Annotated in this window: 16 protein-coding genes, 2 tRNA genes and 1 pseudogene; 13 read left to right on the forward strand and 6 right to left on the reverse strand. The window is 67.6% G+C overall.

All coding sequences use genetic code 11. The features are described from left to right. Positions 1-32 precede the first annotated feature (32 nt). The 4 genes and pseudogenes from RTK35_RS04745 (at position 33) to RTK35_RS30480 (ending at position 4,717) form a co-directional block, all read left to right on the forward strand. On the forward strand, positions 33-1,217 hold the full coding sequence (locus tag RTK35_RS04745; RefSeq protein WP_044401182.1) for an ATP phosphoribosyltransferase regulatory subunit: 1,185 nt from the start codon (positions 33-35) through the stop codon (positions 1,215-1,217). Positions 1,218-1,269: 52 nt separating this feature from the next. Then, a complete protein-coding gene (locus RTK35_RS04750; RefSeq protein WP_044401184.1) occupies positions 1,270-2,565 on the forward strand; it encodes an adenylosuccinate synthase in 1,296 nt (431 codons plus the stop codon). Positions 2,566-3,598: 1,033 nt separating this feature from the next. Continuing rightward, positions 3,599-3,859, forward strand: a pseudogene (locus RTK35_RS30475) (HAMP domain-containing protein); the annotation flags it as partial. Further along, the gene (locus RTK35_RS30480; RefSeq protein ID WP_410478633.1) at positions 3,833-4,717 is read left to right on the forward strand and encodes a methyl-accepting chemotaxis protein; all 885 of its coding nucleotides are present in this window, start codon (positions 3,833-3,835) and stop codon (positions 4,715-4,717) included. The pseudogene RTK35_RS30475 and the gene RTK35_RS30480, both read left to right, overlap by 27 nt. Before the next feature lie 55 nt (positions 4,718-4,772). Here the strand turns inward: RTK35_RS30480 and RTK35_RS04760 are convergent. Together RTK35_RS04760 and RTK35_RS04765 are read right to left on the reverse strand one after the other, a co-directional pair. Next, positions 4,773-4,859: transfer RNA gene (locus RTK35_RS04760), tRNA-Leu, on the reverse strand. 108 nt (positions 4,860-4,967) lie between these two features. Continuing rightward, positions 4,968-5,054 (reverse strand) — tRNA-Leu (locus RTK35_RS04765). Positions 5,055-5,257: 203 nt separating this feature from the next. Here RTK35_RS04765 and rnr point away from each other — a divergent pair. From rnr to alr, 8 genes are all read left to right on the forward strand, one after another. Then, positions 5,258-8,047 carry a ribonuclease R gene (gene rnr, locus RTK35_RS04770; protein ID WP_316907508.1) on the forward strand — a complete coding sequence of 930 codons (2,790 nt, stop codon included), beginning with the start codon at positions 5,258-5,260 and terminating at the stop codon, positions 8,045-8,047. Continuing rightward, positions 8,044-8,811 (forward strand): 23S rRNA (guanosine(2251)-2'-O)-methyltransferase RlmB, encoded by a 768-nt coding sequence (rlmB, locus tag RTK35_RS04775; RefSeq protein WP_044401189.1) that lies wholly within the window; start codon positions 8,044-8,046, stop codon positions 8,809-8,811. The genes rnr and rlmB overlap by 4 nt, the downstream gene beginning before the upstream one ends. Before the next feature lie 222 nt (positions 8,812-9,033). Next, a complete protein-coding gene (rpsF, locus tag RTK35_RS04780; RefSeq protein ID WP_044401190.1) occupies positions 9,034-9,453 on the forward strand; it encodes a 30S ribosomal protein S6 in 420 nt (139 codons plus the stop codon). A gap of 29 nt (positions 9,454-9,482) precedes the next feature. Further along, complete coding sequence (rpsR, locus tag RTK35_RS04785) at positions 9,483-9,713, forward strand: 30S ribosomal protein S18 (protein ID WP_003452992.1); 231 nt, start codon at positions 9,483-9,485, stop codon at positions 9,711-9,713. Positions 9,714-9,747: 34 nt separating this feature from the next. Further along, complete coding sequence (locus RTK35_RS04790; protein ID WP_044401192.1) at positions 9,748-10,623, forward strand: hypothetical protein; 876 nt, start codon at positions 9,748-9,750, stop codon at positions 10,621-10,623. Between the two features lie 21 nt (positions 10,624-10,644). Then, complete coding sequence (gene rplI, locus RTK35_RS04795; RefSeq protein ID WP_044401193.1) at positions 10,645-11,091, forward strand: 50S ribosomal protein L9; 447 nt, start codon at positions 10,645-10,647, stop codon at positions 11,089-11,091. A gap of 144 nt (positions 11,092-11,235) precedes the next feature. Next, positions 11,236-12,630 carry a replicative DNA helicase gene (gene dnaB, locus RTK35_RS04800; protein WP_044401194.1) on the forward strand — a complete coding sequence of 465 codons (1,395 nt, stop codon included), beginning with the start codon at positions 11,236-11,238 and terminating at the stop codon, positions 12,628-12,630. An 87-nt stretch (positions 12,631-12,717) separates the two neighbouring features. Beyond that, positions 12,718-13,794 (forward strand): alanine racemase, encoded by a 1,077-nt coding sequence (alr, locus tag RTK35_RS04805; RefSeq protein ID WP_316907509.1) that lies wholly within the window; start codon positions 12,718-12,720, stop codon positions 13,792-13,794. An 18-nt stretch (positions 13,795-13,812) separates the two neighbouring features. Here the strand turns inward: alr and RTK35_RS04810 are convergent, their stop codons facing one another. After that, on the reverse strand, positions 13,813-15,699 hold the full coding sequence (locus tag RTK35_RS04810) for a diguanylate cyclase domain-containing protein (RefSeq protein ID WP_410478634.1): 1,887 nt from the start codon (positions 15,697-15,699) through the stop codon (positions 13,813-13,815). A gap of 234 nt (positions 15,700-15,933) precedes the next feature. Between RTK35_RS04810 and RTK35_RS04815 the strand changes: the two genes are divergently transcribed. Continuing rightward, positions 15,934-18,228 (forward strand): YgiQ family radical SAM protein, encoded by a 2,295-nt coding sequence (locus RTK35_RS04815; RefSeq protein WP_142013956.1) that lies wholly within the window; start codon positions 15,934-15,936, stop codon positions 18,226-18,228. 79 nt (positions 18,229-18,307) lie between these two features. Here RTK35_RS04815 and RTK35_RS04820 read toward each other — a convergent pair whose 3' ends face one another. From RTK35_RS04820 to RTK35_RS04830, 3 genes are read right to left on the reverse strand one after another with little or no spacing between them, the layout of a single operon-like run. Next, positions 18,308-19,240: a transglutaminase family protein gene (locus RTK35_RS04820; protein WP_316907511.1), complete on the reverse strand. Its 933-nt coding sequence runs from the start codon at positions 19,238-19,240 to the stop codon at positions 18,308-18,310. Next, entirely contained in the window at positions 19,240-21,735 is a 2,496-nt protein-coding gene (locus tag RTK35_RS04825; protein ID WP_316907512.1) for a circularly permuted type 2 ATP-grasp protein, read from the reverse strand. The genes RTK35_RS04820 and RTK35_RS04825 overlap by 1 nt, the downstream gene beginning before the upstream one ends. Before the next feature lie 27 nt (positions 21,736-21,762). Continuing rightward, positions 21,763-25,044, reverse strand: coding sequence for a transglutaminase family protein (locus tag RTK35_RS04830; RefSeq protein ID WP_316907513.1), 3,282 nt, complete (start codon positions 25,042-25,044; stop codon positions 21,763-21,765). Positions 25,045-25,173: the final 129 nt, after the last annotated feature.

The raw sequence follows: 25,173 nt of genomic DNA on the forward strand, positions 1-25,173 counted from the left end.
GCTTGCCGCCCAGCTAAGAGGGGAGTGGCGAAATGGCAACGGTAGATCGCTGGCTGCTGCCAGACGGAATCGAAGAAGTACTGCCGCCCGACGCGGCGCGCATCGAGGCAGCCCGCCGCCAGGTACTGGACCTGTTCCAGCGCTGGGGCTACGACTTCGTGGTAACCCCGCACATCGAATTTCTCGAATCCCTGCTCACGGGCGCCGGGCAGGATCTTGAATTACGTACGTTCAAGGTCACGGACCCGCAATCGGGACGGCAGATGGGCTTCCGCGCCGACATCACGCCCCAGGTTGCGCGTCTGGACGCCCATACCTTGCGTCGAGAAGGGCCTAACCGGCTGTGCTATGCGGGCAGTGTCCTGCATGCCAAGCCGCGCGCACTTTCCACCTCCCGCAGCCCGATCCAGCTGGGTGCCGAGCTGTATGGCGATGCCAGCCCGGCCAGCGATGTCGAGGTCATCAGCCTGATGCTGGAGATGCTCGAGCTGGCCGATGTGCCGGACGTGCACATGGACCTTGGTCATGTCGGTATCTACCGTGGTCTTGCCCGTGCTGCCGAGCTGTCCGGCGAAGCTGAGCAGCGTCTTTTCGACGCCCTGCAACGCAAGGCGGTCGATGAGGTGGCCGAGCTGACCGAAGGCCTCCCTGCACACCTGGCCGGGATGCTTCGCTCCCTAGCCGAGCTCTGCGGTGATCGCCAGGTTCTTGAGCTTGCCCAGGGCGTCCTGGTGGATGCGCCCGAAGAGGTCCATGTCGCGCTCGATGAACTCGTCGCCATCGCGGATGAGCTGGAGCTGCGTTATCCGGAGCTTCCGCTGTACTTCGACCTGGGTGAGCTGCGTGGCTACCACTACCACACGGGCGTGGTCTTCGCGGCATTCGTACCGGGTGAAGGGCAGTCCATCGCCCAGGGTGGCCGCTACGACGACATCGGCGCCGACTTCGGGCGTGCGCGTCCAGCAACCGGCTTCTCTACCGACTTGAAGACCCTGGTGACCCTGGGGCGCATGCAGCTGGATGATGCGCCCGCCGGAATCTGGGCGCCGGATGTCCATGACGTCTACCTCTGGCAGGCAATCAAGCGCCTGCGTGGCGAAGGCCAGCGTGTCGTTCAGGCGCTGCCGGGCCAGGATGTAGGCAGTGCGCAGGAAGTGGCATGCGATCGCCAGCTGATCCTGCAGGATGGGCGCTGGCAGGTTGCGCCCCTGGTTTAAGGTTTTCCCGCCGGCGCGCGCCGGCATCGAGCTTCCGAAGAGGACAAGTGTTATGGGTAAGAATGTCGTGGTCCTGGGCACCCAGTGGGGTGATGAGGGCAAAGGCAAGATCGTCGACCTGCTGACCGACCAGGCTGCAGCTGTCGTGCGCTACCAGGGCGGCCACAACGCAGGTCACACCCTGGTGATCGATGGCGAGAAGACCGTCCTGCACCTGATTCCGTCCGGCATCCTGCGCGAGAACGTGCAGTGCATGATCGGCAACGGCGTGGTTGTGGCGCCGGACGCGCTGATGCGCGAGATCACCAAGCTTGAGGAGAAAGGCGTACCGGTTCGCGAGCGCCTGCGCATCAGCCCCTCCTGCACCCTGATCCTCCCGTACCACGTGGCCCTCGACCAGGCGCGCGAGAAGGCGCGTGGTGACGCCAAGATCGGCACCACCGGTCGTGGCATCGGCCCTGCTTACGAAGACAAGGTTGCTCGCCGTGGCCTGCGGATCGGCGACCTGTTCCACCGCGAGCGTTTCGCCGCCAAGTTGGGTGAGCTGCTGGACTACCACAACTTCGTCCTGCAGAACTACTACAAGGAGCCGGCCGTCGACTTCCAGAAGACCCTCGACGAAGCCCTGGGCTATGCCGAGCTGCTGAAGCCGATGATCACCGACGTCGCCGCCCGCCTGCACGAATTGCGCAAGCAGGGCGCCTACATCATGTTCGAGGGCGCCCAGGGCTCCCTGCTGGACATCGACCACGGCACCTACCCCTACGTGACCAGCTCCAGCACCACCGCTGGCGGTACCGCCACCGGCTCCGGCTTCGGCCCGCTGTACCTGGACTACATTCTCGGTATCACCAAGGCCTACACCACCCGTGTCGGCTCCGGCCCGTTCCCCACCGAGCTGTTCGACGACACCGGTGCATACCTGGCCAAGCGTGGCCACGAGTTCGGTTCCACCACCGGTCGTGCCCGTCGTTGTGGCTGGTTCGATGCCGTCATCCTGCGCCGCGCCATCGAGATCAACAGCATCTCCGGCCTGTGCCTGACCAAGCTGGATGTGCTGGATGGCCTCGAAACCATCCGCATCTGCACCGGCTACAAGGACCAGAATGGCAACCTGCTGGACGACGCACCGACCGATGCCGACAGCTACATCGGCCTGCAGCCGCTGTACGAGGAAATGCCGGGCTGGACCGAGTCCACCGTCGGGGCCAAGTCCCTCGAAGAGCTGCCCGCTAACGCCCGCGCCTACATCAAGCGCGTGGAAGAGCTGGTGGGGGCGCCCATCGACATCATCTCCACTGGCCCGGATCGCAACGAGACCATCGTCCTGCGCCATCCCTACGCCTGAGTGCGATGAACGAGAAAGGGCCGCTGATGCGGCCCTTTTTCTTTGCGAGACAGCGACCGTTCGTCGACCCCTTCTCCTTCCCCTCCGCGCGTCCGCCCCGTCGCAGCCACACTCCATGGGCCGGGTTTCAAAAATTTGCGGCATGCCCCTTGCTGAGGACCTATATAAATCCCGGAAGTCGCCGTTAACCCAGAACGGTCGTTGAGGAGTAATCGTCGTGTCCGCCATCCTTTCCCTCCTGCAGAGCCGCCTGTTGCGGCCTGTATTCATCGCCCTCGGAATCGCCCTGCTGGTGCAGGTGGTGGTGGCTGTTGCACTGACTCGGGGCACGGTCGATGCCTTGGTCACGGACCTTGGCAAGCGTCTGGGGGATGACACCCAGCGCCTGTCCGGAGAGCTGGCCCAGGCGGGGCAGGAGGTGTCGGGAAGTCTTTCCAGTCTCTCCACCCAGACCCGTGAACGCCTGAGCGCCTCCCTTTCCGAGCGGTTGAAGGCCGAGCAGGGGCAGCTGCGCGAATCCCTTGAGCAGAGCCTGAAGGCATCCGCCAACGACCTGGCCCAACTGCTGGCGGCCGTAGCACCCCGCGCCATGTGGGACAGCGATATCCCCACCCTTTCCGAATTCGCTCGGCGCGCCCAGCGCAACCCCAATGTGCTGTTCGTGATCTACGACGATGCCCAGGGCCAGCACCTGACCCGCTACCTCAATCGCGAGAACGAAGTCATCAAGGCCCTGCTGGACAAAGGTCAGGGTGAGCGCGCGCTGGACAAGGTCCTGGATGCAGCGGCCCACGACCCCTCTGTCTACTTGGTGGAGGCCTCCATCAGTCCCAACGGAGTGGAGATCGGCAAGGTACGCCTAGGCGTTTCCACCGCCTCCGTCGAAACCCAGTTGAAAGCCCTGGACAGCCGCTTCAGTGCCCTCATCGCCAGCAGCGGTGACCTCGTGGCCCAGAGCCTTGCGGGGGCGGCTACCGGCAGCACCGCCGTGCTCACGGCGCGCTTGAAGTCTGCCCAGGACGCAGCCAGCAGCATGAGCACCGGTGCCCAGAACACCGTCGAGGGCGCCGCCCACGAGTTGCGCTGGCGCATCGGTCTGGCGCTCGTGCTGGTCGGTCTGGGCGTGCTGCTGGTCCTGGCGGTGGTGCTGGGGCATCGGGTGGTCAATCGCCTGCGCCTGCTCATATCCGCGTTGAATGACCTGGCGGCGGGCGAGGGCGACCTGACCCGGCGCGTGCAGATCGACAGCCGTGACGAGGTGGGGGAGATGGCGGGTGCGGTTAACCGCTTCATCGACAAGCTCCAGCCGATCGTCCGTGAAGCGGGCGAGGTGGCGGTGCGCACCGGTTCGGAGATCCGCTCCCTGGCGGAGCGCAGTAGGGTGGCCGAGGCTGCCGCTGATCGGCAGCGCAACGAAGTCGCCGGCAGCCTGGAGGCTCTGGGCCAGATGGCGGCCGAGGCCCAGGCCGAGAGCCATGCCATGCAGAGCGCGCTCCAGCAGGTCGGCGAGATTCGCCAAGCCACCCAGGACAGTGCAGCGATCGCCCGCAAGGTAGGTGGGCTGATCGAAACCCTGGAGGAGCGGGTCCAGAACGGTTCCGAAGTCATCGAGCGCCTGGCGCGGCAAAGCGAGCAGATCGAAGTCGTGCTCTCGGTGATCCACGGTATTGCCGAGCAGACCAACCTGCTCGCGCTCAACGCCGCGATCGAGGCGGCGCGCGCAGGGGAAAGCGGTCGCGGATTCGCCGTGGTCGCCGATGAGGTCCGGGCGCTGGCCAGCAAGACCCAGCAATCCACCGGTGACATCCAGGCTCATATCGGTGCGCTGCAGAAAGGTGCGCAGGAGGCGGTGGCTGCCATCTCCCAGGCCCGTGCGCGGGCCGCCGAAGGGATCGACGCCCTGCGGGACAGCGAGCGCCTGCAGCAGAGCGTCCAGCAGGCGGTCGAAGGTGTGCACGAGGCGGTACGGACTGCGGCGCGCGCGGCTGAGCATCAGGCCGAGGGAGCGGGGGCGGTACGCGGGCGGGTCGATGTCATCCACGCCGAGGCGCGCCTTGCAGCCGAGGCTGTCGCGGCCACGGCCAGCAGCGGGCGCGTGCTGGATGGCCTGGCGGCTCAGCTCAAGTCCAGTCTCGGGCAGTTCAAGGCGTGATGAGGGAATGCCAGAAAGCACAAAGCCGAGCATTGCTCGGCTTTGTCTTGAAGAGTGGTGCCCAGGAGAAGACTCGAACTTCCACGGTGTTGCCACCGCTAGGACCTGAACCTAGTGCGTCTACCAATTCCGCCACCTGGGCACATTGCGATGATCGCTCATCGACTTTTGCTGCACTTGATCGACGGTGTCGACAGGGAGTGCTGCATCCCTATTTTGAAACCCGACGCATTGTCGTGTTTCTGAAGAGTGGTGCCCAGGAGAAGACTCGAACTTCCACGGTGTTGCCACCGCTAGGACCTGAACCTAGTGCGTCTACCAATTCCGCCACCTGGGCACTGCGTGCGATGATTGCTCACCGTCTTCACACTACAACGTCAGCAACGTTGTGGGCGCGAACTATACGGTTCGGGTTTTTGCTTGTAAACCCCTGACCCCGAAAAAAATTATTCTCTGGCGAAAGCTGACCGACGATTGGATTTCGCGCTTCAATAGCTACATGACAAGCCGACCTATGAATGAAAAGGTGATTCCCAACTGATGGCCGATTGGCAAAACCTCGATCCCGAGGCCGCACGCGAAGCGGAAAAATACGACAACCCCATTCCCAGCCGTGAACTCATCCTGCAGCGCCTCGACGAACGTGGCGCGCCCGCCAGCCGCGAGCAGCTGGTGGAAGAGTTCGGCCTGACCACGGACGACGAGCTGGAAGCCCTGCGGCGCCGGCTGCGTGCCATGGAACGTGATGGCCAGCTTATCTATACGCGCCGTGGCGCCTATGCACCGGTGGACAAGCTCGACCTCATACGCGGCCGCATCAGCGGCCACCGGGACGGCTTCGGCTTCCTGATCCCCGACGACGGCAGCGACGACCTTTTCCTCAGCCCCGCCCAGATGCGCCTCGTGTTCGACGGCGACCGCGCCCTCGCGCGCGTTTCCGGCCACGACCGCCGTGGCCGCCGTGAAGGTGCGCTGGTGGAAGTCATCGAGCGCGCCCACGAGACCCTGGTAGGCCGCTTCTTCGAAGAGAGCGGCATCGGCCGCGTGGTTGCCGACAATCCCAAGATCCAGCAGGAAGTGCTGGTGGCTCCCGACAAGCGGGGCGGTGCACGCCACGGCCAGTTCGTCCAGGTGCGCATCGAGCAATGGCCGAGCGCCTTCCGCCTGGCCCAGGGTGAAGTGGTGGACGTGCTGGGCGACTACATGGCGCCCGGCATGGAGATCGAAGTCGCCCTGCGCAGCTACGACATCCCCCACGAGTGGCCCGAGGCCGTCGAGAAGGAGGCCGCCAAGCTCAAGCCCGAAGTGGCTGAGAAGGACAAGCAGAGGCGCGTCGACCTGCGCGACCTGCCCCTGGTCACCATCGACGGCGAGGACGCCCGCGACTTCGACGATGCGGTCTACGCCGAGGCTCGCAAGGGCGGCGGCTGGCGTCTGTTCGTCGCCATCGCCGACGTTTCCCACTATGTGAAGGTCGGTTCGGCACTGGATGAAGAGGCCGCCAAGCGTGGCAACTCCGTCTACTTCCCCGAGAAGGTCGTGCCGATGCTGCCGGAGGTCCTCTCCAACGGCCTCTGTTCGCTGAACCCCCAGGTCGACCGGCTGGCCATGGTCTGCGAGGTCACCCTGTCCCGGGCTGGCAAGATGACCGGCTACGAATTCTACGAAGCCGTTATCCACTCCCATGCACGGCTCACCTACACCAAGGTCAGCCAGTTGCTGGAGACGCCCGACTCCCCGGAAGGGCAGCAACTCGCCGAGCAGATGCCGCACCTGGTCCCCCACCTGCAGCAGCTCTACAAGCTCTACAAGGTGCTCCTGGCCGCACGCCACAAGCGTGGCGCCATCGACTTCGAAACCCAGGAGACGCGCATCGTCTTCGGCGCTGATCGCAAGATCGCCGAGATCCGTCCGACCCAGCGCAACGATGCCCACAAGCTGATCGAGGAATGCATGCTCTGCGCGAACGTCGCCACCGCGCGTTTCATGCAGGACCATGACATTCCCTCGCTCTACCGCGTGCACGATGGCCCGCCGGCCGAGCGCCTGGAGAAGCTGCGCCTGTTCCTTGGCGAACTGGGCCTGACCCTCAATAAAGGCAAGGGCGAACCGACGCCGAGCGACTACCAGGCGCTGCTGGAAACCATCCGCGATCGCCCGGACTACCACCTGATCCAGACGGTCATGCTGCGCTCCCTCAGTCAGGCGGTGTACAGCGCCGACAACCAGGGCCACTTCGGTCTCAACTACGACGCCTACACCCACTTCACCTCGCCGATCCGTCGCTACCCGGACCTGCTGGTGCACCGCGCCATCCGCAGCGTGATCCGCTCCAAGCGCGAAACCGAGCACGTCCGTCGTGCCGGCGCCGCCGCCATGCCCAAGGCACGCATCTACCCGTACGACGAAGCGGCTCTCGAGCGCCTCGGCGAGCAGTGCTCCATGACCGAGCGCCGTGCCGACGAAGCCACCCGCGATGTCACCAACTGGCTGAAGTGCGAGTACATGCGCGAGCGGGTGGGCGAGACCTTCCCCGGCGTCATCTCCGCCGTCACCGGCTTCGGTCTGTTCGTCGAGCTCACCGACATCTATGTGGAAGGCCTGGTGCACGTCACCGCCCTGCCTGGCGACTACTACCACTTCGACGCAATCCATCACCGCCTCGCCGGTGAGCGCAGCGGCCGCAGCTTCCGCCTGGGGGATCAGGTGGAAGTGGTCATCGCCCGGGTCGACCTGGACGAGCGCAAGATCGACTTCGAGCTGTCCGAGAACGTGCTGACCGCGCCGGTCGGCCGCAAGAAGCGCGGGGCCGACAAGGCCGCGCCGGTTGCTGAGCCTCGTACCGCCAAGGGGGCCAAGACCCGCAGCCGCGGAAGCAAGCCCTCTGCCCAGGCGAAGAAGGCTGCGCGAGCGCCTCAGCCCGAGCAGATGGCCCCCGGCGTCGCCGTGGCACCCCGTCGTGCCAAGGCCGGCAAGGTCCAGGCGCTGCCGCCGGTGGCACCCGAAATCCTCGCCCAGGCCGAGGAGATGCTTGGCAATACCGACGTCAAGCGCAGTCGCGCCCTGAAGCAGGCGTTGCTCAGCGAGGCCCGGCAGGGCGGCGAGAAACCGCGCGAAGGCAAGGGCAAGGCCGGCAAGGGTTCGTCCCGCGCCGCGCCCTTCGGCGCCGACGGCCAGGACCCGACCGGCAAGGCCCGGCCTGCCAAGGCGGGGGGTGACAAGTCGAAGAAGGCCAAGCCCGCCGCCAAGGCGAGCAAGCCAGGCAAGCATCGCAAGGGGCCGCCCAAGCCCAAGGCCGCCGGTAGCGGCAAGAACAAGGTCAAGTCATGAGTGAGTTGGAAAAGGTCTACGGCGTGCACGCCGTGGAAGCGTTGTTGCGTCACCACCCCAAGCGCGTGAAGCAGTTGTGGCTGGCCGAGAGCCGGCAGGACCCGCGCATCCAGGCCCTGCTGGGCCTGGCCGGGCAGGCCCGCGTACCGGTCGGCAACAAGGACCGGCGCGAGCTGGATGAATGGGCCGAGGGTGTCCACCAGGGCGTCGTCGCCGAAGTCAGCCCCAGCCAGGTGTGGGGCGAGAACATGCTCGACGAACTGCTGGAGCGCAGCGAGGGCCCGCCCTTGCTGCTGGTACTGGACGGCGTCACCGATCCGCACAACCTCGGCGCCTGTCTGCGCACCGCCGATGCCGCCGGCGTGCAGGCGGTCATCGTGCCGAAGGACAAGTCCGCCACCCTCAACGCCACGGTGCGCAAAGTCGCCTGCGGTGCGGCGGAGGTGGTGCCCCTGGTGGCCGTCACCAACCTGGCCCGCACCCTGGAGAAACTGCAGAAGAAGGGCCTGTGGACGGTCGGCACTGCCGGCGAGGCCGAGCAGGTCATCTACCAGCAGGACCTCACCGGCCCCACCGTTCTGATCATGGGTGCTGAAGGCAAGGGCATGCGCCGCCTGACCCGCGAGCATTGCGACTACCTCGTCAAGCTGCCCATGGGCGGCAGCGTCAGCAGCCTCAACGTCTCCGTCGCCACCGGCATCTGCCTGTTCGAGGCGGTGCGCCAGCGCACCGCCGGCAAGCCTTCCGCCGCCAGCGGCCGCTAGCGAACCGCGCCGGGGCGTGCCACTTCGGCCGTCCCGGCGCGTCCTTCGCGGCTGTTCAAATATTCACCAGTTTTTCTTGCGTGGCCCTGCGCCCTTCTCTAGAATGGCGCCCCTTGCCGCGACGGCAGGTGTTCGTACGCCCGATGTCCAGCAAGCCAAAACGAAACATTCACTCCTTGCCTGACCACGATGTTGGCAGGCTACAACCCGTAAGGAGCATTTATGCGTCATTACGAAATCATCTTCCTGGTTCACCCGGACCAGAGCGAGCAGGTTGGTGGCATGGTCGAGCGCTACACCAAGCTGATCGAAGAAGACGGCGGCAAGATCCACCGTCTGGAAGATTGGGGCCGTCGTCAACTGGCCTACGCCATCAACAACGTTCACAAGGCTCACTACGTGATGCTGAACGTCGAGTGCAGCGGCAAGGCCCTGGCCGAGCTGGAAGACAACTTCCGCTACAACGACGCCGTCCTGCGCAACCTGGTCATCCGTCGCGATGAAGCCGTTACCGGCCAGTCCGAGATGCTCAAGGCCGAGGAAAACCGCAACGAGCGCCGTGAGCGTCGTGAGCGCGTTGAGACTGAAAGCGCCGCTGAAGGCGATGACAGCGACAACGACAGCGACAACGCTGACGAGTAATCCCCGGACCTTATTGAGGAGCCAAGTTCATGGCACGTTTCTTCCGTCGTCGTAAGTTCTGCCGTTTCACCGCTGAAGGCGTGAAAGAGATCGACTTCAAGGATCTCAACACCCTGAAGGCCTACATCTCCGAAACCGGCAAGATCGTTCCCAGCCGTATCACCGGTACCAAGGCCAAGTACCAGCGTCAGCTGGCCACCGCTATCAAGCGCGCCCGCTACCTGGCCCTGCTGCCCTACACCGACAGCCACGGCCGTTGATCCCGGACTGCCGGCAAGCTGAGAGATAGATCGCATGCGCGCACTGGCTGAATTCACCATGCGGGGCCGCATGCAGGCGACACTGGCCGTAGCCGGTTCCGCCGCTGTTCCACTGTTGTTCTGGCTGAGTGCGGCCGCAGGTGGCCTCGTGCTGCTGCGGCGCGGCTTCAGCGATGCCTTCGGCATCCTGGCCTGGGCGGTCCTGCCGGCGTTCTGCTGGTGGTACCTGGGCGAACCGAGCACCCTTCTGGTCCTGCTCGGGACGCTGGTGCTGGCGCAGATCCTGCGCGCCACCACTTCCTGGAACCATGTACTGCTGGGCAGCCTAGTGATCGGGGTGGTGTTCGCCCTGGTGCTGGGCCATACCCATGGCGAATTGATCAGCGCCCTCTCGACCGAGATTTCCAAGGTCATGGCGCAGTTCAAGAGTGGCAGTCCCGCGTCGGGCGAAGAGGCCGACGCGTTGCAGGCGATGATGTTGCCGCTCCTTACCGGAGTGATGGCCTCCTCGCTGCAGATGACCAGCCTGCTCTGCCTGGTGCTTGCGCGTTACTGGCAGGCGGCGCTGTACAACCCGGGCGGTTTCGGCCGCGAATTCCGGAGTCTGCGCCTGTCGCCCGTCGTCGCGGTGTTGCTGTTGCTGGGTGCCATGCTGGCACCGCAACTGTCGCCCGAGGCGGCGATGTTCGGCCCGCTGTGCAGCGTGCCGCTGCTGGTCGCCGGTATCGCATTGGGGCATGGCCTGATCGCCCAGAAACAGCTGTCGGGCGGTTGGCTGGTGGTGTTGTACGCCGCCGTGCTGATGCTCGGGAACTTGATCTGTCTGTTGGCTGTGATCGACAGCCTGTTTGATTTTCGCGGCCGCCTTGCGCGCAAGAACGGCGCCGGCCCCGCGAACGGTGAAGGTTAAAAGTTAAGAGGTTAATGCCAAATGGAAGTCATCCTGCTGGAAAAAATCGCCAACCTGGGCAACCTGGGCGACAAGGTGAACGTAAAGTCCGGTTACGGCCGTAACTACCTGCTGCCGCAGGGCAAGGCCACCGCTGCTACCGCCGAGAACGTTGCTGCGTTCGAAGCCCGCCGCGCTGAACTGGAAAAACTGGCTGCCGACAAGAAGGCTTCTGCCGAAGCCCGCGCTGCCCAACTGTCCGAGCTGGAAGTGACCATCACTGCCACCGCTGGTGATGAAGGCAAGCTGTTCGGTTCCATCGGTACCCACGACATCGCTGACGCCCTGACCGCCGCTGGCGTTCCGGTTGCCAAGGCCGAAGTCCGCCTGCCGAACGGCACCATCCGCCAGACCGGCGAATACGACGTGGCCGTGCACCTGCACACCGACGTCGAAGCCGCGGTCAAGCTGATCGTCGTAGCCGCCTAAGCGACGCGCCCGGTGGGTCCTCGCTTGAGGGCCATCCAGGCGGAGCAGGCTTGCACTCCGGTGCGGCCGGCTCAACAATCGGGCACGTCATTGCGCAAGCGGTGACGTGCCCGTTGTCTTTCTACCCCCTTCCATTCCGAGCCCATGAACGAGATCAGCATTCCCGAGCAGTTCGACCTGGAAACCTCAGCCCTCAAGGTGCCGCCGCACTCCATCGAGGCCGAGCAGGCGGTTCTGGGTGGCCTCATGCTGGACAACAACGCCTGGGAGCGGGTGCTGGACCAGGTGTCTGATGGCGACTTCTACCGTCACGACCACCGACTGATCTTCCGCTCCATCTTCAAGCTCGCCGAGCGCAACATGCCCTTCGACGTCGTCACCCTGTCCGAGCAACTGGACAAGGAAGGGCAGCTGTCCCAGGTCGGTGGCCTGGCGTACCTCGGCGAACTGGCCAAGAACACCCCCTCGGTGGCCAACATCAAGGCCTACGCGCAGATCATCCGCGAGCGCGCCACCCTGCGGCAGCTGATCGGCATCAGCAACGAGATCGCCGACAGCGCCTACGCCCCCCAGGGCCGTACCGGCGAGGAGATCCTCGACGAGGCCGAGCGCAAGATCTTCGAGATCGCCGAAGCCCGTCCCAAGACCGGCGGCCCGGTAGGCATCAACGACATCCTGGTCAGGGCCATCGACCGCATCGACGAACTGTTCAACAACGGCGATGCCATCACCGGCCTGACCACCGGCTTCGACGACCTCGACCAGCAGACCAGCGGCCTGCAGCCGGCGGACCTGATCATCGTCGCCGGCCGTCCCTCCATGGGTAAGACCACCTTCGCCATGAACCTGGTGGAGAACGCCCTGATGCGTAGCGACAAGGCGATCCTGGTGTACTCCCTGGAGATGCCCTCGGAATCCATCGTGATCCGTATGCTCGCTTCCCTCGGCCGTATCGACCAGACCAAGGTCCGTGCCGGCCGCCTGGACGACGACGACTGGCCGCGCCTCACCTCCGCGGTGAACCTGCTCAACGACCGCAAGCTGTTCATCGACGACACCGCCGGCATCTCCCCCTCGGAAATGCGCGCCCGTACCCGCCGCCTGGCCCGCGAACACGGCGAGATCGGCCTGATCATGGTCGACTACCTGCAGCTCATGCAGATCCCCGGTTCCAGCGGCGACAGCCGGGTGAACGAGATCTCCGAGATCTCCCGCTCGCTCAAGGCCCTGGCCAAGGAATTCAACTGCCCGGTGATCGCCCTGTCCCAGCTCAACCGCTCCCTGGAACAGCGCCCCAACAAACGCCCGGTCAACTCCGACCTCCGCGAATCCGGGGCCATCGAGCAGGACGCCGACATCATCATGTTCGTGTACCGCGACGAGGTGTATCACCCCGAGACCGAGTACAAGGGCGTCGCCGAGATCATCATCGGCAAGCAGCGTAACGGCCCCATCGGCACCGTGCGCCTGGCCTTCCTCGGCAAGTACTCGCGCTTCGAGAACCTCGCCCCCGGCAGCTACAACTTCGAAGACGAGTAGACCGGCTCGCAACATCCGTCGTGGATCAATGAACACGGGCGCCCTGCAGGTATCATGGGCGCCCGTTTTCGTTCATGAGCCACGCCCATGCGCCCGCTGATCGCCGCCGTCGACCTCTCCGCCATCCGCCACAACCTCGCCGTCGCCCAGCGCTGCGCGCCCGGACGCCAGGTGTTCGCGGTGGTCAAGGCCAACGCCTACGGCCACGGCGTGCGCGAAGTGGTGAGCGTGCTGCGTGGCGTTGCCGACGGTTTCGCCGTCGCCTGCCTGGAGGAGGCTGCCGAAGTCCGCGCCCTGGACGACCGCGCCCGCATCCTGCTGCTGGAAGGCTGCTTCGAAGCGCGTGAAGTGATGATCGCCGCCCAGCTCGGCCTCGACCTGGTGATCCAGAGCGAGCGCCAGGCCCGCGCCCTGCTGGCGTCGGACATCGGCCGCCCGCTGAACGTCTGGCTCAAGCTCGACACCGGCATGCACCGCCTGGGCTTCGACGGTGACAGCCTGCGCGCCTGGCATGCCCGCCTCCAGGGCGATGCGCGCATCACCGAGCTCAACCTCATCAGCCACTTCGCCTGTGCCGACGAGCGCGGCCACAGCCTCACCGAAGTGCAACTGGAGCGCTTCCTCGACGTCCTCGACCTGGATTTCCACCAGCGCAGCCTGGCCAACTCGGCTGCCGTGCTCAGCGTCCCGGCCGCCCACATGGACTGGGTCCGCCCCGGCATCATGCTCTACGGCGCCAGCGCCATCAGCGACCTCAGCGCCCGCGAACTGGGGCTCAAGCCGGCCATGAGCCTGACCGCCGAACTGATCGCCGTGCGCGACGTGGCCGCCGGCGAGAGCGTTGGCTACGGCGCCACCTGGGTCGCCCAGCGCCCCTCGCGGATCGGCACCGTCAGCTGCGGCTACGCCGACGGCTACCCGCGCCACGCCCCCAGCGGCACCCCCGTGGTGATCCACGGCCAGCGCGTCCCGCTGGCCGGGCGGGTGTCGATGGACATGCTCGCAGTGGACCTCACCGACCTGCCGGAGGCCCGCGAAGGGGATGCCGTGGAACTCTGGGGGGCGCAATTGCCGGTGGATGAAGTGGCCGCCGCCTGCCGCACCATCGGCTACGAGCTGCTGACCAAGGTCACCGCCCGCGTTCCCCGTCGCTACCTCAGCTGACGGGGAGGGCACACAGGCTCAGGTCAGCCCGGTGGGCACCTTCAGCACGTCCAGGCGCAGGCAGGCCTCGCCGGACAACTCACCGTTGTCGCCGAAGATGGCGAAGCCCGAACGCCCCCGGTCCTTCACCTGGTAGAGCGCCTGGTCCGCCGTCTTGTACAGGCCGGCGAACTGCCGGGCGTGGTTCGGGTAGAGCGCCACGCCGATGCTGATGGTCACCGTCAGCTCGTGCTGGCCGTAGCTCACCGGCTTGGACAGCTCCGCCAGCAGGCGCTCGGCGATCTCGCGCGCGTGGGGTTCGGCATCCGGCCCGCAGATCAGCACCGCGAACTCGTCCCCGCCCAGCCGCGCTACGCTGTCGCCGCCGCGCACGTGCTCGCGCAGGCGGTGGCCGATGGCCCGCAGCATCGCGTCCCCGGCGTCGTGGCCATGGCGGTCGTTGATCGGCTTGAAGTGGTCCAGGTCGATCAGCATCAGCGCCACCGTCTCCTCGCGGCGTCCCGCATTGGCCAGGGCCTGCTCGGCGCGGTCGATCAGGTGGCGGCGGTTGGGCAGGTCCGTGAGGCTGTCGTGGAAGGCCGCGTGCTCCAGCTCGCGCTCCCGCTCGCTGAGGCGCTGGTTGGCCGCCGCCAGCTCCGCCGTGCGCCGGGTCACTGCCGCCTGCAGCTCGTCCGAGCTGGCCTGCATCTGCGCCAGCCGCGCGGTCTTCTCGCGGTCGGCCAGCTCCAGCGCGGCCGCCTTCTCCTGCTTGAGCATCTGGATGCGGTAGGCCAGGGCGAAGGAGAACAGGATGGACTCGGCCGCCACCGCGATGGGGAACATGTAGGCCGTGAAATTGGTGGGCTGCACGATTCCCGCCGCACGCATCACCAGCACGGCGGTGCTGATCAGTACCGTGCCGTAGCCCACCAGGTAGAAGCGCGCCGGGAAGAAGCCCTGGTAACAGCGCACCCCCGCGCTGACCAGCGCAGTGGGCACCGTGACGATGGGCGTCAGGGCGATCAGCAGGGCGCCCTCGGCGCGGTAGCCGAAGGCGTTGATCAGGATGGCGATGGCATAGAGCACGCCGCCGGTGTTGAACGCCCGATCCGCCCACACCAGCCCGCGCCGGGTGTAGAGCAGCTCCTGGGTGAAGCGCATGACGAAGATGCCCCACAGCGAGGGCAGGGTGATGCGGTCCAGCCAGAACGGCACCGGCCAGTCCCCCCAGAAGTACTGGAAGCCGTGGCCGGTCATGCTGAGGATGAACACCAGCGCGCAGCCGGTGGCCAGCACGTACCAGAAGTAGGCCTTGTCCCGCAGCGCGACGAGGATGAACAGGTTGTAGAGGAACAGCGCCAGGATCACCCCGTAGATGATGCCGAAGCCCATGTTCTCGGTGGCGCGCAGGTCCTGCAGGTCCTGCAGCTGCCAGACCTTCAGCGGGAAGGAGTTGCCGGCCGGGTCGTAGCTGCGGAAGTAGAAGGTCAGCCCCTGCTCGTCGATGGGCGGCAGGCGGAACACCATGCGCCGGTAGTCATGGTCGCGGCCCTCGGCGAAGGGCACGCTCTCGCTGGTGACGCGCTCCTGCCAGCCGCCCTGGCCGTCCGGCAGGAACAGGCTCACCCGGTACACGGTGATGCCCGAGTTCTCCAGCCACCACTGCGCCGGAGCCCCCGGCGCGCGGGCCAGTTGCACCTTCACCCACCACTGGCTGCGGCTCTGCCCCACCGAAGCACGCCCCTCGGCCGGCACGAAGCGCGCCTGCACCGCCGGGTCGGCCATGTCGGCGATGGTCAGTTGGCCGCTGGGGTCTTCGAGGAGTTCGATGGAGCCGTTGAGGGTGCGGCCGCTGCTATCGGGTTGCAGGGTGAAGGGGGCTGCGCCGGCGTGCGTGCACAGGCCAAGAACACCCAGCAGAACCATCAGGGGGATGAGTCGAGATAACACCGCACGCTCCTGTGTGCCCGTTACCGGTGGAAGCGGGCGATCTTGTTATCGGCGGGAGTATAGCCATTGGACATCAACGCTTCATGACAGGAGCACGAATCGTGCCGTCATCTGTCCGAAGCACCCTCAAAAAACCAAGCGTGGGAGTCGGGCTTGTACATTTTTTGTGCTATATTCCGCGCCCCCGTGAAAGCCAGCTGATCAAAAAACATGCAAGCCGCCAAGCCGCTGTTCGACTACCCCAAGTACTGGGCCGAGTGCTTCGGGCCCGCCCCCTTCCTGCCCATGAGCCGGGAAGAGATGGATCAGCTGGGCTGGGATTCCTGCGACATCATCATCGTCACCGGCGATGCCTACGTCGATCATCCTTCGTTCGGCATGGCCATCATCGGCCGCCTGCTGGAGGCCCAGGGCTTCCGCGTGGGGATCATCGCCCAGCCTGACTGGCGCTCGAAGGACGACTTCATGAAGCTCGGCGAGCCGAACCTGTTCTTCGGGGTCGCCGCCGGCAACATGGACTCCATGATCAACCGCTACACCGCCGACCGTAAGATCCGTTCCGACGACGCCTACACCCCCGGCGGCGTCGCCGGCAAGCGCCCCGACCGCGCCAGCCTGGTCTACAGCCAGCGCTGCAAGGAAGCCTACACCCACGTCCCGGTGGTGCTCGGTGGCATCGAAGCCTCCCTGCGCCGCATCGCCCACTACGACTACTGGCAGGACAAGGTGCGCCGCTCCATCCTCATGGACGCCACCGCCGACATCCTCCTCTACGGCAACGCCGAGCGCGCCGTGGTCGAGATTGCCCAGCGCCTGTCCCGTGGCGAGGCCATCGAACGCATCACCGACGTGCGCGGCACCGCCTTCGTCCGCCGCGACACCCCCGAAGGCTGGTACGAGGTGGACTCCACCCGCATCGACCGCCCGGGCCGCGTCGACAAGATCATCAACCCCTACGTCAACACCCAGGACACCGAAGCCTGTGCCATCGAGCAGGCCAAGGGGGAGATCGAGGACCCGAACGAAGCCAAGGTCGTGCAGATCCTCGACAGCCCGCGCATGACCCGCGACAAGACGGTGATCCGCCTGCCGTCCTTCGAGAAGGTGCGCAACGACCCGGTCCTCTACGCCCACGCCAACCGCGTGCTGCACCTGGAGACCAACCCGGGCAACGCCCGCGCACTGGTGCAGAAGCATGGCGAGGTGGACGTGTGGTTCAACCCGCCACCCATCCCCATGACCACCGAGGAAATGGACTACGTGTTCGGCATGCCCTACGCGCGCGTGCCGCACCCGGCCTATGGCAAGGAGAAGATCCCCGCCTACGAGATGATCCGTTTCTCGGTGAACATCATGCGTGGCTGCTTCGGTGGCTGCACCTTCTGCTCCATCACCGAGCACGAAGGCCGCATCATCCAGAACCGCTCCCACGACTCGATCATCCGCGAGATCGAGGAAATGCGTGACAAGGTGCCGGGCTTCACCGGCGTGGTCTCCGACCTCGGCGGCCCGACCGCCAACATGTACCGCATCGCCTGCAAGGACCCGGAGATCGAGCGTCACTGCCGCAAGCCGTCCTGCGTCTTCCCCGGCATCTGCGAGAACCTCAACACCGACCACAGCTCGCTCATCGAGCTGTACCGGAAGGCGCGCGCACTGCCCGGCGTGAAGAAGATCCTCATCGCCTCCGGCCTGCGCTACGACCTGGCCGTGGAGTCCCCCGAGTACGTCAAGGAGCTGGTCACCCACCACGTCGGCGGCTACCTCAAGATCGCCCCGGAGCACACCGAGCGCGGCCCGCTGGACAAGATGATGAAGCCCGGCATCGGCAGCTACGACCGCTTCAAGCAGATGTTCGAGAAGTACTCGAAGGAAGCGGGCAAGGAGCAGTACCTCATCCCGTACTTCATCGCCGCCCACCCCGGCACCACCGACGAAGACATGATGAACCTCGCCCTGTGGCTCAAGCGCAACGGCTTCCGCGCCGACCAGGTGCAGGCCTTCTACCCCTCGCCCATGGCCACCGCCACGGCCATGTACCACTCGGGCAAGAACCCCCTGCGCAAGGTCACCTACAAGAGCGACGGCGTCACCATCGTCAAGAGCGAGGAGCAGCGCCGCCTGCACAAGGCCTTCCTGCGCTACCACGACCCGAAGAACTGGCCGCTGCTGCGCGAGGCCCTGCAGCGCATGGGCCGCGCCGACCTGATCGGCAACGCCAAGCACCAGCTGATCCCCACCTTCCAGCCCCAGGCCGACGAGTACCACAGCGCCCGCCGCAAGAACTCCACCACGGCCGGCACACGCAAGGCCGGCAGCACCGGCAAGGTGCTCACCCAGCACACCGGCCTGCCGCCCCGTGGCAGCGATGGCAGCAAGCCCTGGGACAAGCGCGAGCAGGCCAAGGCGGCAGCCCAGGCCCGCAAGCGCGCCGAGGAGAAGGCCGCCGGGCCCGGCAAGGGCGGTGGCAAGAAGCCCGCAAAGCGCCCCGTCGCGCCGCGCTAGATGAAAACGCCAGCCTTCGGGCTGGCGTTTTTGTGTGTGCGCTCCAGCGGATGAGCCTCCCGGCTGCCGGGCGTGGAGACTAGACCGCCATCTCCCACAACGGCATCACCGTCACCCGCACCTCCGGGTCATGGCTGCCGCCTCCGAGGATCACCCCCCGCAGCGGGGATACGTCCGAGAAGTCCCGGCCCCAGCCGAGGGTGATGTGCTCCAGGTCCGGCAGCATGTTGTTGGTCGGGTCGAAGTCCACCCAGCCGTGCCGGGGGCAGTACACCGACACCCAGGCGTGGGAGGCGTCGGCGCCGATCAGCCGGGGTTGCCCCGGTGGTGGCTGGGTCAGCAGGTAGCCGCTGACGTAGCGTGCGGCCAGGCCCCGCGAGCGCAGGCAGGCCAGCATCAGGTGGGCGAAGTCCTGGCACACGCCACGGCGGCGCTCCAGCACTTCCACCAGGGGCGTCGCCACCTGGGTCGCATCGCCGTCGAAGTCGAACTCGCGGAAGATCTTCTCCATCAGCGCCGCCACGCCCCGCAGTAGCGGTCGGCCGAGGGGGAAGCAGTCCTCGGCGTAGTCGGCGAACTGGCGCTTCAGGCGCACGTAGGGCGACTCGCTGCGAAAGCGGCAGGCCTCCAGCGTGTCCGCCGGCAGCGGCCGCCCGGTGTAGGCCAGGCCGGCCAGCACCTGTTCCCAGGCCGGCGAGGCGTCGAGGTCGAAGGGGCCGCGGGGCAGCACCTCCACCAGCAGCCGCGCGTTGACCTGCAGTTCGTCGTGGGGGCGCTCGAAGGCCAGCCGGGTCAGCGGGTTGCCGAACACGTCCAGCCCGTCGCTGCGGGTCGAGGGCGCGGGGTGGATCTCCAGGGACTGGCCATGGCAGCGCTGCCAGGGGCATTCCCGGGGCCACAGGTGCACCTGCTGCTGCGACAGCGATACCGGCGAGGCATAGCGGTAGAGGGTGTCGTGGAACACCTGGTAGCGCGCGCCCTGGGGCGCGAGGGAGAGGGCGGGGGCGTGCATCAGGTGGACACCGTTTGCTGGCTGACGTCATCGACATGGGCAAAATAGCGCAGCCCGAGGCGGTCGGAGAGCTGGCCGGCGAGGGTGGCGATCTCCTGCAGCAGGCCGGCCAGCCCCTCCAGCACCTCCTCGACGCTGTCGGCGCCGAACAGCGGGTTCTCCAGGCTGCCCAGGTCGAAGGCCAGCAGGCGCCCGATCAGCCCGCTGAGCACCAGCTCCTGGGGCGCCCCGAAGGTCTCGTGGACGCGCGCCAGTGAGCGTTCCAGCGCCTGCAGCTGGAAGCGCAGGGCGTGGGGGTTCTGTTCGTGCAGCAGCAGCAGGTCCAGCACCGGGATCAGCTGCGGCGAGGCCAGGTAGCGCGAGCGGTAGGTGATGGTGCTGTTGCCCAGCTCCAGCAGCCAGTCCAGGGTGCCGGCCTCCCAGGCCGCGCCGCCGCGCAGGACGCCGGCGATGGCCTCGGCGAAGAACTGCACCCGCTCGATGCGCCGGCCGATCATCAGGAAGCGCCAGCCGTCGTCGCGGGTCATGTCGTCCAGGGCGAAGCCCGACAGCGCCGCCATCGACATCAGCAACCGCCCGAGGAAGTCCAGGGCATCGCCCAGGTCCACCTGGCGCGGGTCGAGGGCATTCACCTCGCGTTGCAGCTCCAGCAGTGCGTGCCAGTTCTCCCGCGACAGGCGCCCGCGCACCTGGGCGGCCGACCAGTGCAGCCGGCGCAGGTTGGCGCGCAGGCTGAAGGGCCAGTCCTCGCTCAGCAAAGCGTCCAGCAGGCGCCGCTCCAGGGGCGCGTCGCCGGCTGGCAACTGCCCCAGCTGGCCGGCCAGGTGCAATGCGCTGTGCAGCGCCTGCTCGTCGCCGTCGGCGTCCACGTAGCGGGTCAGCACCACCCGCAGCAAGCGCGCCGAGTCGTCGCAGCGCTCGGCGTAGCGGCCGAACCAGAACAGGTTCTCCACCAGCCGCGAGGGCAGGTACGGGTCCTGGCGTACCAGGTCGCGCACCCCCAGTTCGCGCGGACGCAGCGGCTCCCCGCTCACCGGGCGGTCGGCCAGCACCCAGGTGTCCTTGCTGGCGCCGCCACGCTGCATGGACACCACCTCGGCATCCGCCTCCGAGGCCACCCGCGTCAACCCGCCGGGCATCACCCAGTAGCCGCCGTCGGCCGTGGCCACCGCGAACACCCGCATGCCGATGGCGCGGGCCTGCAGGGTGCCGCCGTGGTCCGGCTGCCACACCGGGGCCAGCGACAGCTGCGCCTGGTGCTGCGCCACGTAGGCGTGGGGGCGGGCCCGCAGGCGCTGGTGCAGGGCCTCGCGCTCGGAGGCCGAGAGGGTGTGGCCGAAGACCGGCTCGAAACTCTGGGAAGGGAAGGCCGGCTTGATCACCAGCCCCTCCAGCCCGGTGAGGATGTCCCCCAGCGCGCCCGGCTCGCCGCACCAGCGGGTGCCCACGGTGGGCAGCAGCAGCTCCTCGCCGAACAGGCGGCGGTTCACCCCCGGCAGGAAGCCCAGCAGCCCCGGCGACTCCAGCACGCCGCTGCCCAAAGCATTGGCCACCAGCACCCGGCCCTGGCGCACCGCCTCCAGCAGGCCGGGCACGCCCAGGGCCGAGTCGGTGCGCAGCTCCAGCGGGTCGCAGAAATCGTCGTCCAGGCGGCGCAGCACGGCGTGCACGCGCTTCAGGCCGCCCAGGGTCTTCAGGTAGAGGGTGGCGTCGCGCACCGTCAGGTCGCTGCCTTCCACCAGGGGGAAGCCCAGCTGGCGGGCCAGGTACAGGTGCTCGAAGTAGGTCTCGTTGAAGCGTCCGGGGGTCAGCAGCACCACCAGCGGCGTCTCGCCATCGCTGGGGGCCTGGCGCAGCAGGGTGTCCTGCAGGGCGCGGAAGTAGCCGGCCAGGTACTGCACCCGCAGGTCGCGGTACAGCTCCGGCAGGGCGCGGGAGACGATCTGCCGGTTCTCCAGCGCATAGCCCGCGCCGGAAGGGGCCTGGGTGCGGTCGGCCAGCACGTGCCACTGGCCGTCGGCATCGCGCGCCAGGTCCACCGCGTAGCTGTGCAGGAAGCGCCCGCCCGCCGGGCGGATGCCCTGGCAGGGCCAGAGGAAGCTGGTGTGGCCGAACACCAGCTCGCTGGGCAGCAGGCCCTCGCCGACCAGGCGCTGCTCGCCGTAGAGGTCGGCCAGCACCGCGTCCAGCAGGCGTGCGCGCTGGGCCACGCCGGCGGCGATGGGCGCCCATTCCGCCGCGCTGAGCAGGTTCGGCAGCAGGTCCAGCTCCCAGGGGCGGTCGGTGCCCTTGGGGTCGGCGTAGACGTTGTAGGTGACGCCGTTCTCCTGGATCTGCCGCACCAGCAGCTCCTGGCGCTGGCGCAGCTGGGCCGCGCCGCTGCGCGCCAGTTGCTGGTGCAGGCGCTGCCAGTGGGGACGCACACGGCCCTCCGCCTCCAGCAGCTCGTGGTAGGCGGTGGGGCTGTAGGGGTAGTGGGCGAGCAGGTCAGGCATCGGGGACTCGGTTCAGGGTGGCCCGGATCAGCGGCGGCGCAGGTCCAGGGTCATGGGCAGTTCGTCGCTCCTCGCCGGGGCGGTGACCTCCAGCGTGCCGGGGGTGTGCCCGTGGCGGAAGAACCGCGCCAGGCGCCGGCTTTCCGCCTCGTAGGCGTTGACCGGCACGCGCTCGTAGTTGCGCCCGCCCGGGTGGGCCACATGGTACTGGCAGCCGCCCAGGGAGCGCTGCATCCAGGTGTCGACCAGGTCGAACACCAAGGGCGCGTGCACGCCGATGGTGGGCTGCAGGCACGCGGCTGGCTGCCAGGCGCGGTAGCGCACGGCGCCGATGTACTCGCCGACCCGGCCGGTGTTCTGCAGCGGCACCGGCTCGCCGTTGCAGGTCAGCACGTAGCGGTCCGGGGCCAGGCCGCCGAGGCGCACCTGCACCCGCTCCAGGGAGGAGTCGACGTAGCGCACGGTGCCGCCGATGGCGCCTTCCTCGCCGAGCACGTGCCAGGGCTCCAGGGCCTGGCGCAGCTCCAGCTCGATGCCCTTCACGGCGAAGTCGCCGTACCGCGGGAAGCGGAACTCGAAGTGCGGGTCGAACCAGTCGCTGCGCACCGGGTAGCCGGCCTCGTTCAGCTCCTGCACCACGTCCTCGAAGTCCTGGCGGACGACGTGCGGCAGCATGAAGCGGTCATGCAGGTCGGTGCCCCAGCGGGCCAGCTTCGGCGGCGCGTAGGGCGCCTCCCAGAAGCGCGCCACCAGCCCGCGCAGCAGGAGCTGCTGGGCCAGGCTCATGCGCGCGTGGGGCGGCATCTCGAAGGCGCGCAGCTCCAGCAGGCCCAGGCGGCCGCTGGCGCTGTCGGGGGAATAGAGCTTGTCGATGCAGAACTCGGCACGGTGGGTGTTGCCGGTCACGTCCACCAGCAGGTTGCGCAGCAGCCGGTCCACCAGCCAGGGCGGGCAGTCGCTGCCGGGTGCGGGCATCTGCGAGAAGGCCACTTCCAGCTCGTAGAGCGCATCGTTGCGCGCCTCGTCCACTCGGGGTGCCTGGGAGGTGGGGCCGATGAACAGGCCGGAGAACAGGTACGACAGCGACGGGTGGTTGTGCCAGTAGCTCACCAGGCTGCGCAGCAGGTCCGGGCGGCGCAGGAAGGGCGAGTCCGCCGGGGTGGCGCCGCCGAGGACGAAATGGTTGCCGCCGCCGGTGCCGACGTGGCGGCCGTCGACCATGAACTTCTCGCTGGCCAGCCGCGTCTGCCGGGCTGCCTCGTAGAGGAACTCGGTGCGCTCCTCCAGCTCGTCCCAGCTGCTGGCCGGGTGGATGTTCACTTCGATCACCCCCGGGTCCGGGGTGACGCGGAAGCATTCCAGGCGCGGGTCGCGCGGCGGCTCGTAGCCCTCCAGCAGCACCGGGCAGGCCAGGGCCCCGGCGGTGGCCTCGATGGCGGCCACCAGTTCCAAGTAGGCCTCCAGCTCCCCCAGCGGCGGCATGAACAGGTACAGCCGGCCCTCGCGGGGCTCGGCACAGAGCGCGGTGCGGGTGATGCCGTCGGCGGATTGGTGCGGGCCGGGCGGCTGCTGCGTCGGCGTGGCGGCCCCATGGCGCGGCTGGGTGCGCAGCTCGGCGGCTCGGCGCAGCGGGGGGAAGGCCTGGCTGGGGTCGGCGGCCTGCACGTAGGGGTAGTCCGCCTCGCTGACCCAGGGCTGCGAGTCCAGCGGCAGGCGATAGCCCAGCGGCGAGTCGCCAGGGATCAGCCGGCAGTGTTCGTCCCGCAGGAACCAGGGGCCGGTCTGCCAGGCGTCGCCGGCCGGGCTGCGCGCCAGCGGCAGCACCTGCCCGACCACGCTGCCCAGGCCGCGCTCGAACACCCGGCGCAGGCGTTCACGCTCCAGCGGGTCGGCCAGGCGCGGGTCGTCCGGGGTGACGTTGATCGGCAGGCGGCGCTCGCGCCACAGGTAGTAGAGGGCGTCTTCATAGGCCGGGAACAGCGCCGAGTCCGGCAGGCCCAGCTGCTGCGCCACGCCGGCCAGGAAGCGCGCCGCCAGCTCGGCGTCGGCACCGTAGTCGCGGCGTTCGTCGGCCAGCAGGGCGCGGTCCTGCCAGACCGGCTCGCCGTCCTTGCGCCAGAAGCAGTTCAGCGACCAGCGCGGCAATTGTTCGCCGGGGTACCACTTGCCCTGGCCGAAATGCACCAGGCCCTGGGGCGCGTAGTGGTCGCGCAGGCGGTGGAACAGCTCGGCGGCCAGGCGACGCTTGTTGGGGCCTAGGGCGGCGGTGTTCCACTCCGGGTCGTCGGGGTAGTCGATGGCGACGAAGGTCGGCTCGCCGCCCATGGTCAGGCGCACGTCGCGGGCCTGCAGGTCGCGGTCGATGCGCCGGCCGAGGTGCTGGATGGCCTGCCATTGCGCGTCGCTGTAGGGGCGGGTGACCCGGGGCGCTTCCCAGACCCGCTCCACGCGCATGCTGTGGCTGAACTCGCACTCGCATTCCTCCAGCATCCCGCTGATGGGCGCGGCGGAGGAGGGCTCGGGGCTGCAGGCGAGCGGGATGTGGCCTTCACCGGCGAACAGCCCGGAGGTGGGGTCCAGGCCGATCCAGCCGGCGCCGGGCAGGTACACCTCGCACCAGGCGTGCAGGTCGGTGAAGTCCACCTCGGTGCCGCTGGGGCCGTCGAGGGCCTTCTGGTCGGCGGTGAGCTGGATCAGGTAGCCGGAGACGAAGCGCGCCGCCAGGCCCAGGTGGCGCAGCAACTGCACCAGCAGCCAGGCGGAGTCGCGGCAGGAGCCGGAGCCCTTCTCCAGGCTCTCCTCCGGGCTCTGCACCCCCGGCTCCAGGCGGATCAGGTAGCGGATGTCGTTGGCCAGGCGCTGGTTCAGCTCCACCAGGAAATCCACCGTGCCCCGGGGCGTGCGGTCCACGCCGGCCAGGTAGTCGGCGAACAGCGGCGTGGCCGGCAGGCGGATCAGGTAGGGCGCCAGTTCGCGGGCTTCGTCGGCGGTGTAGTCGAAGGGCGCCAGCTCGGCGTAGGGCTCGAGGAAGAAGTCGAAGGGGTTGAACACCGCCATCTCGGCCACCAGGTCCACTTCGACCTTGAGTTCGCCGGTCTTCTCCGGGAACACCAGGCGCGCCAGGTAGTTGCCCTGGGGGTCCTGCTGCCAGTTGATGAAGTGCTGCTCGGGCAGCACCTTCAGGCTGTAGCCGAGGATGCGGGTGCGGCTGTGGGGCGCCGGGCGCAGGCGGATCACCTGCGGGCCGAGGGCGATGGCCCGGTCGTAGCGGTAGTGGGTGACGTGATGCAGAGCGACGTGGATCGACACGGCGTGCCTCCTGCGAGCCTGGGCGATGAGCCTGCTGCGCAAGTCTCATGCCAGCGGCCAGGGTCCTGTTTTGGGGTGGTCGACGGCGCTTGCAGCACCGCATTGGGGCCGCAACCGCACCGTTTCGAG

Source organism: Pseudomonas sp. zfem003 (genome assembly GCF_032621675.1).
GTDB lineage: Bacteria > Pseudomonadota > Gammaproteobacteria > Pseudomonadales > Pseudomonadaceae > Metapseudomonas > Metapseudomonas otitidis.